We start from the raw sequence: 10,939 nt of genomic DNA, 5'->3' as shown, positions 1-10,939 counted from the left end.
CATCCCGCCCGCCCGTTCGCGGGTCGTCATTGCGTCCCCCGGCGCGAGCGTGGTCTTCAGTGCCGCCATGCCCGGCGAGTTCGACCTCATCCAACGCTTCCTCGCCTGCTTCCCGCGCGCGCGGGTGCCGGTGGGCCCGGGGGACGACTGCGCCGTGCTCGCCCCGTCCAAGGGCGCGCTGTGCGTCACCACCGACGCCGTGGTGGAGGACGTGCACTTCACCCGCGCGACGTTCTCCGCCGCGGACATCGGCCACAAGGCGCTCGCGGTGAACCTGTCGGACCTGGCCGCCATGGGCGCCACGCCGAGCTGGTTCGTCTGCGCGCTCGCGCTGCCCCGGGATTTCCCTGCCCGCGAAGTGTCCGCCATGGGCCGGGGCATGGCCGCGCTCGCTAAGGCCCACCGCATCATGCTCGTGGGCGGCAACTTCACCTCCGCGCGTGAGGTGTCCGTCACCCTCACCGTCACCGGGGAGCTGTCCCACGCGCCCATCACCCGCTCGGGCGCCCGGCCCGGCGACCTCCTCTATGTCTCCGGAACGCTGGGCGACGCGCGCCTGGGACTCCAGCACCTCCAGGCCGGCGTCCTGCGCGGCGCGGCCGTGAAGCGCCAGCGCCGCCCCGAACCCCGCATCGCCCTGGGGAAGCTGGCCGCGCGCTTCGCCTCCGCCGGGATGGACGTGTCGGATGGACTGGCGCAGGACCTGGGCCACCTGTGCGCCGCGTCCCGGGTGGGCGTGGAACTGGAGCTGGACCGGCTGCCCCTGTCGCCCGCCGTGCGCGCGGCGCTGGGGCCGGAGGGTGCCCTGCGGGGAGGGGAGGACTACGAACTGCTACTCGCCGTCCCACCTTCGCGCATGCAGGCGTTCGAGCGTGCGTGCGCCCGCGCCGGGCAAAAGGTGACGCGCATGGGAGTGCTCACCCAGGAGCAGACGTTGCGAATTCGAGACGCGGGGGGGCATCTTCTGACCCCTCCGGCGGGATTCGATCACTTCGCCCGGTCAAGCAGGCAGATCCGGCCGGATGATTGACCCGTACCAGACAGCAAGGCTAAACCCCTGGGCTGTTTTCCGCCCCTCCCGCTGAAAGCACCCCGTGCGCCGCCCCCTTCGCGACGACCCCTCCTCTGGCCTCACCCCCCGACGCGAGCCGGTGCAGCGACTGCTGCGCGCCGTCGATGGCCCCAAGGCGGTTCGCGAGCAGTCCCTGCACCGGAAGATCACCACCGGCTACATCCTGCTGGGCACGTGGCTGCTCTGCACGGAGAGCCTCTTCGACCCGTCCTGGGGCAGCTGGAGCTTCATCATCCGGGTGGGCGTGGGCGTGCTCATCACCTTTGGCGGCGCCGCGGTCCTGCCGTCGCTGCTGGCGCGCGTCACCCGCGTGAAGGTGCTCAGCCGCTCCGCCTTCGAGATTTCGCAGGGTGATTTGTCCAAGCCCGTGGCCGCGGAGGTGCACAGCACCCGCGACGAAATCGACGAGCTGACGGGCGCCATCTCCCGCATGCAGGAGAACCTGCGCGAGCTGGTGGGCAAGATTCAGGACACCGCCAAGAGCGTGGCGGACACCGCCATCGACCTTCAGCGCAGCGCGGAGAACGTCAACGGGTCCACGGAGGAAGTGGGCTCGTCGATGGAGAAGATCGCCAGCGGCGCGGAGACCCAGTCGCAGCTGGTGTCGCAGGCCTCCAAGGTCATCACGGAGATGGCCGGCAGCATCCAGCGCACGGCGGCCAGCGCCCTGGACGCGGCCCGCACGTCCGCGGAGACCAGCAGCAGCGCGGAGGACGGCTCCAAGGCGGCGCGGCTCGCGGGCGACAAGGTGAAGAAGGTCTTCAACCGCATCGAGTCCGCCAGCCAGCAGGTGTTCGCCTTCGGCGAGAAGACGCAGGAGATTTCGAAGATCGTCGACGCCATCACCCAGGTGGCGCAGCAGACGAACCTCCTGGCCCTCAACGCCACCATCGAAGCGGCGCGCGCGGGCGAGTACGGCCGCGGCTTCGCGGTGGTGGCGGATGAAGTGCGCAAGCTGGCGGAGAGCGCCGGCCGCTCCGCGGAGCAGATTTCCCGCCTGGCGCGCGACATCTCCGGCCAGTCCACCTCCGTCGTGAGCGCCATGAAGGAAGGCATCGCGGAGCTGGCCGAGGGCCGTGAGGACCTCACCGACATCATGCGCTCCATGGGGGCCATCACCGACACCGCCCGCAAGGGAGCGGAGAAGGTGACGCTCATCTCCGACAGCACCCGCGACCAGATGAAGGGCAGCGAGGAGATGGTGAAGGCCATCGAGGAGATCAAGCTCGTGGCGAAGAACAACGCCAGCTCCACGGAGGCCATCCAGGCCGTCATCCAGGAGCAGACGGCCGCGGTGTCGAGGATGACGTCGCTGGCGAGCGAGCTGACCAACCTCTCCGTGGAGCTGCAGAGCGTGGTGCGCAGCTTCCGCCTGGGGCCCTGAGCCCCCGTCCCCCGCCTGTCGCCGCCTTGCGGCACAAGGGCCTTCACCGTGCGGCACGTCATCTTCCGGGTCGAGAAGGAACGCTACGGGTTGCCCTTGTCGGCCGTCCGGGAGGTCGTGGTCCCCCCGGAGCGCTACACCCGTGTACCGCGGGCCCCGGCCGCCATCACCGGGGTGATGAACCTGCGCGGCCGGGTGGTGACGGTGGTGGAGCTGCGCCAGCTGCTCCACCTGCCAGAAGGTCCCACGCCCCTGTGCCGTGTCGTGCTACTGGACCGGGGTCGCAGGGATTTGGGCCTCCTTGTGACGGACGTGGACGGCATCGAAGCGGTGGAGCGCGTCAGCGCCGCGCCGGGCAAGGCCATGCCCGCGGTTCGCGGCGTTGCCCGCCTGGGCGGTCTGGGAGTGACCGTGCTGGATCCGGAAGGACTTGATGCGGCGGTCGTTGCCTTGTTCACTCCCTCCAAGTGAGTAGCCCCCCGGAAACGGCCGGTGATAGGGTGCGCTCCCTCTAGGCCTGAAACGGAGGCGGAGTTCTTCACATGGCTAAGCGGGTGCTGGTCGTCGACGACGCCATCTTCATGCGCAACATGATCAAGGACATCTTTGCGTCTGGAGGGTTCGAGGTCGTCGGTGAGGCGGCCAACGGCCTGGAGGCCGTGGAGAAGTTCAAGGAGTTGAAGCCGGACCTCACGACGATGGACATCGTGATGCCCTTCAAGAGCGGCATTGAAGCCACGCGGGAAATCATCAAGGCCGACAGCAGCGCGGTCGTCATCATGTGCTCGGCGCTCGGACAGGAGAGCCTGGTGATGGAGGCCATCGAGGCGGGTGCCTCGGACTTCATCGTCAAGCCGTTCCGGGCGGAGGACGTGCTGGCGGTCGTGAAGAAGGTGCTGGGCGAGGCCTGAATCGGCGCGCAAGGGACCGCTCCCGCCCGGGTCGCGGCCCCTTCCGCCTGTGAAGGAGGTGCCGGGTCATGACGATGGACATGTCCCGGTATCTGGGCCTCTTCATCTCGGAGGCCACCGAGCACCTGGAGGCGCTCGGACGGGACCTCGTGGCGCTGGAGCGCGAGGCCACCGCCAGCACCGTGGACTCGATGTTCCGGCACGCCCACTCGGTGAAGGGCATGGCGTCGTCCATGGGCTTCGAGCCCATCGCGATGCTGGCGCACCGGGTGGAGGACCTGGTGGACGCGGTGCGGCAGGACCGCAAGCTCCTGGACCGGGACCTGGTGGACCTGCTCCTGAGCGCCGCGGACACGCTCACGGCCCAGGTGCGCGCCGTCGCGTCCAACCGCGAACCGGAGCAGGCCGAAGGGTTGCTCAAACAGTTGAGCACCCGCGTGCAATCGCTCACCGGCCACGCTCCCGCCGCGACCCGCGTGGCCGACGTCACCGTGCTCAAGCCCGCGACCCCGTCCGGAGATGACGGGGAGGGCTCGGGAGGTGGCGAGGGCCCTGCGGGTGCGTCGGGTTCGGGGACGCCGGGTGGCTCCGCCGGGCCCGCGTCGGGTTCGGGGACTCCAGGCGGCGCGGCCGGTGCCTCTGACTCCGCGACTTCGGCCTCGGGAACCTCCGCGTCGAGCGGGGCCGGGCCTTCGACCCCGGGGACCTCCGGTTCGGGAGCGTCCGGCGGTGACGCGGCCTCGGGGACAGTCGGTCCGGGCGTTTCCAGCGCGGCGCCGCCCTCCGCCCTGGCGGTGATGCCGCCGGCCACGTTGATGCCGCCTCGCGACCTGAGCGGTCCGGAGGCCCTCTACGGTGCCCCGGCCGCGCGGTCCCTGACGGTGTTGCCGGAGAACGACCCTTCCGCCTCCGTGGTGGCGCTGGCCTCGGGGCTCAAGGCCGCCGCCAGCGGCGTGGACGGCAAGGCCGGCGCGCCCCGCTGGTCGGTGCGCCTGCGCATCTCGCCTACCTGTCAGGTGCCCGGCGTGCGCGCGTTCCTCGTGCACAAGCGGCTGTCCTCCCTGGGCACGCTGGTGGACCTGCGCCCCCCTCTGGAGGAGCTCAAGGCCGGCCGCATCCCCGACGGCTACATCCAGGTGGACGTGGAGACCGGCGTGGGCGACGCCGGCATCCAGGCGGCCCTGCGCAACGTGGCGGAGGTGGAGGTCGTCTCCGTCGCTCCGGCCGTCCCAGAGCCGCCCGTGCTCCCCGTGGCCGCGCCCGCGTCGGACCCGGCGCGCGCCACCGCGGACGCGGGCTCCCGCACGGTGCGCGTGCGCACGGAGCTGCTCGACTACTTCCTCGACACGGTGGGTGAGCTGATGCTCGCCACCGCGCGCCTGCGCGAAGTGGGCAAGGTGCTGCCGGAGAACACGCGCCCCGCGCTGGAGGAGGGCGTCTACCGGCTGCACACGCTGGTGAAGGACCTGCACGACAAGGTCATGAGCGCGCGCATGACGCCGCTGTCGCTCATCACCGACCGGCTGCCCCGCGCCGCGCGCGACCTGGCCCGCCGCAAGGAGCGCGAGGTGGAGTTGGTCATCACCGGCGCCGAAATCGAGCTCGACCGCGCCATCCTCGACGAGCTGGCCGACCCGCTGCTGCACCTCTTGCGCAACTGCATCGACCACGGCCTGGAGTCCCCGGAGGAGCGGGCGGCCGCGAAGAAGTCCGCGCGCGGCCGAGTCACCGTCACCGTGCGCCGCGCGCGCGACCGCGTCATCATCGACATCGAGGACGACGGCCGGGGCATGGACCCGGCGAAGCTCAAGGCCTCCGCGCTCAAGCGCGGGCTCATCACCGAGGACGCCGCCCATCGCATGGCGGACCGCGACGCGTTCCTCCTGTCGTGCCTGCCGGGCGTCTCCACCGCCAAGGACATCACCGACATCTCCGGCCGCGGCGTGGGCATGGACGCGGTGAAGCGCGTGGTGGAGAGCGTGGGCGGCACGCTCGAAATCGACAGCGAACGCGGCCGGGGCACGACCTTCACGCTGCGCCTGCCGCTCACCGTCGCCGTGGTGCACCTGCTCCTCGTCGAAGTGGGCGAGGAAGTGTTCGGCCTGCCCATCGCCAAGGTGGTGGGCGCCACGGAGGCGGATCCAGAGTCCCTGAGCCGCAGCCGTGAGACGGCGCTCCTGCCTCACGGCAATGGTCTGCTGCCGGTGCACGCCCTGGAGACGCTCCTGGGTGTGCCCGCGTCCCCCATGCCCGGCTACCGGCCCTTCGTGGTGATGGAAGGAGACGCCGGCACCGGCAAGGTGGCGCTGGCGGTGGATCGCCTCCTGGGGCAGGAGGAAGTCGTTCTCAAACCCTTGTCCCGTCCCCTGGACTTGCTGCCGGGACTGTCCGGCGTGACCATCCTGGGCAGCGGTCGTCCCGTGTTCATCCTGGACGTCCCGAGGTTACTGACCGCGTGAGCCCCCCCCTGCCCAGTGACGCGCAGCTCGACGCCCTGCGCGAGGTGGCCAACATCGGCTGTGGACACGGCGCCAACGCCCTGGCCCGGCTGGTGGGTGGCCGCGTGGACCTGTCCATCCCCGAGGTGCGCGTCACGGACGCCACCCAGGGCCCCGCGCTCTTCGCGGACGACGCCCCCGCCGTCGCCGTGCGCCTGGGAATGACGGGCGAGCTGCGTGGCTCGCTGGTGCTGGCGCTGCCGTCCGTGGACGCGGAGGCGCTGGAGTCCGCGCTGGTGCGAGGCCACCCCGCGTCCCCCGAGGAGCGCGAGAGCGCCCTGGCCGAGGCCGCGAACATCCTCGCCAGCGCGTGCCTGTCCGCCATCGGGCGGCTGACGGGCTGGCGGCTGTTGCCCTCCGTGCCCCAGCTCCAGCGCGGGCCGGTGCGGCCGGTGCTGGCGGGCGTGCTGGGCGACGTGGAGCCAGGGCCCGGCGTGGTGCTGGCGGCGCGCTTCTCGGCTTCGGGGCCCACGCCGCTGGGCGGACAGATGCTGCTGGTGCTGGAGCGCGGGAGCGCCCAGGCGCTGCTGTCCCGGCTGGGCCTCTAGGTCCGCCTGGAGGCGCGGGGGCGGCTGGGGTAGACCGCTCGCCCATGGACGAGAAGGCGCTCAGGGCCCTGCTGGGCCAGGTGAAGACGGGCAAGGTCACCCTGGACGACGCGGTGGGCAAGCTGAAGGACCTGCCGTACGCGGAGCTGGGCTACGCGACGGTGGACACGCACCGCAACCTGCGGTTCGGCTTCCCGGAGGTGGTGCTGGGCGAGCCCAAGACGGTGGAGCAGGTGCTGGGCATCGTCGGCGCGCTGGTGGAGCGCAAGCAGACGGTGCTGGTGACGCGGCTGCAGCCGGACAAGGCGGAGGCCCTGGTGGCGCGCTTCCCCAAGGGCCAGTACCACCCGGTGGCGCGCATCTTCCACCTGCCCCAGCGCAAGGTGAAGGCGGGCCGCGTCGCGATTGTGACGGGCGGCACCAGCGACATCCCCGTGGCGGAGGAGGCCGCGCTCACGGCGGAGGCCATGGGCGCGGAAGTGCGGCGCGTCTACGACGTGGGCGTGGCGGGCATCCACCGGCTCCTGCGCCGTCGTGAAGAGATTCAGGAGTGCCACGTCGCCGTGGCGGTGGCGGGCATGGAGGGGGCGCTGGCGAGCGCGCTGGGAGGCCTGGTGGGCATCCCGGTGGTGGCGGTGCCCACGTCGGTGGGCTACGGCGCGAACCTCGGGGGCATCTCCGCGCTGCTCTCGATGGTGAACTCGTGCGCTTCCAACGTGGCCACGATGAACATCGACAACGGGTTTGGCGGCGGCTTCTACGCGGCGCTCATCTCCCGCACCAAGGGACGGAGCTGACAGGCCATGCGGCGCATCCTCTACCTGGAGCCCGTGGGCGGCATCGCCGGGGACATGTTCCTGGCGGCGGGCATCGACCTGGGCGTGTCGCCGGACGCGATTGCGCAGGCGCTGTCCGGCCTCAACGTGCCGGGCTGGAAGCTGGCGGTGTCGCGCGCGGTGCGCCACGCCATCAGCGGCACGCACCTGGACGTGGTGCTGGACGCGAAGGAGGCGCACCCGCACCGCGCCTACGCGGACATCCGCCAGCTGATTGAAGCCGCGCCCACGCTGCCGGAGCGCGCGAAGGCGCGGGCCCTGGCGGTGTTCCGCGCCATCGGCGAGGCCGAGGCGAAGGTGCACGGCGTGTCCATCGACGCCATCCACTTCCATGAAGTGGGCGCGGTGGACTCCATCGTGGACATCTGCGGCGCCGCCGTGGTGCTGGAGATGCTGGGCGACCCGGAGGTGCACGCCGCGCCGCCGCCCCTGGGCAGCGGCACCATCCGCGTGGCGCACGGCCAGATGCCCATCCCCGTGCCCGCGACGCTGGAGCTCCTGCGGGACGTGCCCGTGCGCTTCGAGGGCGTGGGCGAGCTGACGACGCCCACGGGCGCCGCGCTGCTCAAGGTGCTGACGAAGATTGGCCACCCGCCGGACTTCATCGTGGAGAAGGTGGGCTACGGCGTGGGGACGAAGGACTTCCGCGACCGGCCCAACGTGCTGCGCGCGTCGCTGGGCCGCGTGGAGACGCAGGCCACTGAAGGGCTGTGGGTGGTGGAGGCGAACCTGGATGACGCCACGCCGCAGTTGCTGGCGCACCTGGTGGAGCGGCTGTTGGAGGTGGGTGCGAAGGACGCGTGGGTGGCCCCGGTGGTGATGAAGAAGGGCCGGCCGGCGCACCTCTTGGGCTCGCTGGTGGAGGGCGGCCTGCGCGAGGCGGTGGTGGACGTGCTGTTGCGTGAATCCACGTCGCTGGGCGTGCGCTACCACCGGGTGGAGCGCCACGCGCTGGAGCGCGACTTCGTGGAGGTGGACACGCCCTGGGGCAGGGTCCGCGTGAAGCGCGGCCTGCGGGACGGCCGGGTGCTCAACGCGCACCCGGAGTTCGACGACTGCGTCCGGCTGGCCCGGGCCGCGGGCGTGCCGGTGAAGCAGGTGATGGCCGCCGCGATGGCGGCCCTCACGCCGTAACGATTACGCCGGCCGCGCCAGGGTGATGACGCCGAAGGCCGCGCCGCCGGGGTCGGCGACGATGGCGATGCGGCCGTAGGGTGAATCGAACGGCTGCATGATGACCTTGCCGCCCTTGGCGGTGACGGTGGCCGCGGCCTCGTCGGTGTTGGCCACGGCGAAGGTGGTCATCCAGTGGGCCGGCACCTCGGCGGGCGTCCTGTCGTCGAGCTGCATCAGGCCGGCCGTCTCACCGCCGTCCTTCTTCAGGACCCAGTACTGCATCCGGTCGTCCGGCATCTTGTCCGCCGTCATGCCGAAGAGGTCCTTGTAGAAGGCCACGGCCTTCGCGCCATCGCGCGACTTGGCCTCGTGCCAGGCCATGGCGCCGGGCTCGTTCACCAGGCCCGCACCGTTGAACAGGTTCGGCTGCCAGAAGCCGAAGGCCGCGCCGGTGTTGTCCGTACAGAAGGCCATGCGCCCCGCCTCCATGACGTCCATGGGCTCCATCATCACCTTGCCGCCCAGCTCCTTCAGACGGGCGACGGAGCGGTCCACGCTCTCCACGGCGAAGTAGGTGTTCCACGCCGGCGGGAACGGCGCGTCGCTGGGACGCGGCATCATCGCCGCCACGTGCTGGCCGTTCTTGCGGGCCATCGTGTAGTCGCCGTTCTCCTTGGAGCTGGGGTCGAACGTCCAGCCGAACAGCGCCCCATAGAAGTCCTGGGCCTTCTCCAGGTCCCAGGCCGCCAGGTCCACCCAGGACACCGTCCCCGCAGCGTGCTTCGTCATCGCAGGCATCGTCGCTCCCCTCACGTGCGCCGCCGGCGAGAAGCCGGGGCTACCTGCAAGGTAACAGCGGATCAGAAGAGGACTGAAAGGATTTTCAGTGCTGCTTTGCGTCAGTGAAGAGGCTGACGCGCGAGCCCCTGCGCGAACGCATCCGTGTTGCCGCCCGCCACGCACACCGGCAGGTCCTCCACGACGCCGCAGCGCGCGCCCGCATCGAGGAAGGGGCGCACGTGCTGCGGCAGCACCACGTACGCGGTGCTCGCGTCCAGGCCGCCCGAGGGCAGTCGCGCGCGGCACTCCGCCGCCAGTGCCTCCGGCGTGCGCGACGCGTAGCCGCTGTTGAACGTCAGCTTCAGCCGGTACGCCTGATACGCCAGCGCGTTCACCAGCGGTTCGTCATAGCGGCACACCCACTGCACATGCGGCGGGAAGAGGGCCAGGTGTTGGTAGGGGCCCTTCAACGCGTCCCAGTCCGCGGAGGTCAGGCGGTGGAAGCGCACGGGCTTGAAGAGGGCGCTCTTGTCCTCGCGCACGTCGTACGCCTGGAGCGCCAGCGCCACCGTCAGCGCGGCCACGGTCACGGCGGGCACGCCTCGCCACAGGCGCGCCACCAGCAGCACCGCGCCGACGACGAGCAGGTAGTGCAGCGGCCAGACGAAGCGGCCGGACGCGCGGAACGCGTTCGTCGCCTTCACCAGCGGCGCGTACAGCGAGCCCAGGTCCGCCACCGGCTGGCCCAGCCACGTCACGCGCGACGACAGCGCGTAGACGGCCATGAGCAGCACCACCACCGCCGCGGGCAGCACCCGGCGCCAATCCAACGTGCGCGCCTCCCGCATGCGCGCGAACAGGCTCACGCAAGCCACGACGACGAGCAGCAGCGCTCCCGCGCCCAGGTAGCCGAAGCCCTCGCCCTGCCGGGGCGCGGCGGGCAGGTCCGGCAACAGGCGCCCCCAACCCATGGGGTTCACCAGCGTGGCCAGGTCCGCGGAGAACTCCCCGAAGCCCTCCGCGCCCAGCCCGCCGCCGCCGAAGTATCCGAAGAGGGCGAACAGCCCCACGTCCAGCGCGGCGATGCCCCCGCACAGCGCCGCGACGCGCGCGGGGCCGAGTTTCCGGCTCCAGGCGAGCCGCACCCCGAGCGCCAGCGTCAGCGGCATCAACATGCCCACCCAGTACGGGTGGGTGCCTGACGCGATGGCGTTGAAGAGGGCCGCGAGGCCCAGGCTCCGCGTCGCGGTGCGCGCGTCCGGGATGTCCCGCAGGTTGAGCCACAACAGGGCCAGCAGCAGCCAGTGCGCGCACAGCGTGGGGTGGCCGAAGCGCGCCGCCATCACCGGCGACAGCGCCAGCAGCGTGCCGCCCAGCACCATGGGCACCGGACGCGGAGACACCGTCTCCACCAGCCTCGCGCCGAAGTACCCCATCAGCGCGTAGCACAGGGCCAGCCACGGCCCGGTGTACTGGAAGTCCACGGGCAACAGCGGCGACAGGGGCTTGAAGAGCAGCGCCAGCCACGGGTTGCCGTCCGTGAGCGCCACCGACGAGCCGTACGGGTAGAAGTGGTTGGGCGCCGCGCCCAGGGGCAGCGTCCAGTCCGTGTTGCGGAAGAAGAGCCAGCCGAAGATGTGCGCGGCCCAGTCCTCGCGCATCATCCAGTCGATGCGCGTGGGCGGCAGCACCGGCCCGCCGCCCAGCCACAGGAACCAGCCCAGCCCGCCGAGCACCGCCAGCGCTCGCGCCACGACGAGGGCCCGGTGGGAGGTGGACGCGGAGGGCGGGGGG

The 10,939-nt window shown here is 71.5% G+C and carries 10 protein-coding genes; 8 read left to right on the top strand and 2 right to left on the bottom strand.

The features are described 5' to 3' along the window. Positions 1–67 precede the first annotated feature (67 nt). From thiL to larC, 8 genes are all read left to right on the top strand, one after another. Entirely contained in the window at positions 68–1,030 is a 963-nt protein-coding gene (gene thiL / locus D7X99_RS39985) for a thiamine-phosphate kinase (protein WP_121782330.1), read from the top strand. Positions 1,031–1,094: 64 nt separating this feature from the next. After that, positions 1,095–2,456, top strand: coding sequence for a methyl-accepting chemotaxis protein (locus D7X99_RS39980; protein WP_121782329.1), 1,362 nt, complete (start codon positions 1,095–1,097; stop codon positions 2,454–2,456). Between the two features lie 48 nt (positions 2,457–2,504). Next, complete coding sequence (locus D7X99_RS39975; RefSeq protein WP_120578197.1) at positions 2,505–2,927, top strand: chemotaxis protein CheW; 423 nt, start codon at positions 2,505–2,507, stop codon at positions 2,925–2,927. A gap of 71 nt (positions 2,928–2,998) precedes the next feature. Further along, positions 2,999–3,367 carry a response regulator gene (locus D7X99_RS39970; RefSeq protein ID WP_014400067.1) on the top strand — a complete coding sequence of 123 codons (369 nt, stop codon included), beginning with the start codon at positions 2,999–3,001 and terminating at the stop codon, positions 3,365–3,367. A 68-nt stretch (positions 3,368–3,435) separates the two neighbouring features. After that, a complete protein-coding gene (locus tag D7X99_RS39965) occupies positions 3,436–5,826 on the top strand; it encodes a chemotaxis protein CheA (RefSeq protein ID WP_121782328.1) in 2,391 nt (796 codons plus the stop codon). Then, on the top strand, positions 5,823–6,413 hold the full coding sequence (locus tag D7X99_RS39960; protein WP_121754736.1) for a chemotaxis protein CheC: 591 nt from the start codon (positions 5,823–5,825) through the stop codon (positions 6,411–6,413). The genes D7X99_RS39965 and D7X99_RS39960 overlap by 4 nt, the downstream gene beginning before the upstream one ends. Positions 6,414–6,457: 44 nt before the next feature. Then, positions 6,458–7,210, top strand: a complete 753-nt coding sequence (larB, locus tag D7X99_RS39955; RefSeq protein ID WP_121782327.1) for a nickel pincer cofactor biosynthesis protein LarB — start codon at positions 6,458–6,460, stop codon at positions 7,208–7,210. Positions 7,211–7,216: 6 nt separating this feature from the next. After that, complete coding sequence (gene larC, locus D7X99_RS39950; protein ID WP_121782326.1) at positions 7,217–8,383, top strand: nickel pincer cofactor biosynthesis protein LarC; 1,167 nt, start codon at positions 7,217–7,219, stop codon at positions 8,381–8,383. Positions 8,384–8,386: 3 nt separating this feature from the next. Here the strand turns inward: larC and D7X99_RS39945 are convergent, their stop codons facing one another. Both D7X99_RS39945 and D7X99_RS39940 read right to left on the bottom strand, forming a co-directional pair. Next, a complete protein-coding gene (locus tag D7X99_RS39945; RefSeq protein WP_158627149.1) occupies positions 8,387–9,154 on the bottom strand; it encodes a VOC family protein in 768 nt (255 codons plus the stop codon). 110 nt (positions 9,155–9,264) lie between these two features. Next, positions 9,265–10,939: DUF6311 domain-containing protein (locus D7X99_RS39940; protein ID WP_368667838.1), on the bottom strand; the 1,675-nt coding region annotated here is incomplete at its 5' end.

This window comes from Corallococcus sp. AB032C, from assembly GCF_003668935.1.
In the GTDB taxonomy this organism is placed as follows: domain Bacteria; phylum Myxococcota; class Myxococcia; order Myxococcales; family Myxococcaceae; genus Corallococcus; species Corallococcus exiguus.
Note: the sequence above shows the minus strand (reverse complement) of the source record. Positions and strands in the feature narration are given on the sequence as shown.

Bases quoted from the DNA above. Each gene is read 5' to 3' on its own strand.
- D7X99_RS39945 (WP_158627149.1), bottom strand. From the start codon at position 9,154: ATGACGAAGCACGCTGCGGGGACGGTGTCCTGGGTGGACCTGGCGGCC.
- D7X99_RS39965 (WP_121782328.1), top strand. From the start codon at position 3,436: ATGACGATGGACATGTCCCGGTATCTGGGCCTCTTCATCTCGGAGGCC.
- larC (WP_121782326.1), top strand. From the start codon at position 7,217: ATGCGGCGCATCCTCTACCTGGAGCCCGTGGGCGGCATCGCCGGGGAC.
- thiL (WP_121782330.1), top strand. From the start codon at position 68: ATGCCCGGCGAGTTCGACCTCATCCAACGCTTCCTCGCCTGCTTCCCG.
- D7X99_RS39970 (WP_014400067.1), top strand. From the start codon at position 2,999: ATGGCTAAGCGGGTGCTGGTCGTCGACGACGCCATCTTCATGCGCAAC.
- larB (WP_121782327.1), top strand. From the start codon at position 6,458: ATGGACGAGAAGGCGCTCAGGGCCCTGCTGGGCCAGGTGAAGACGGGC.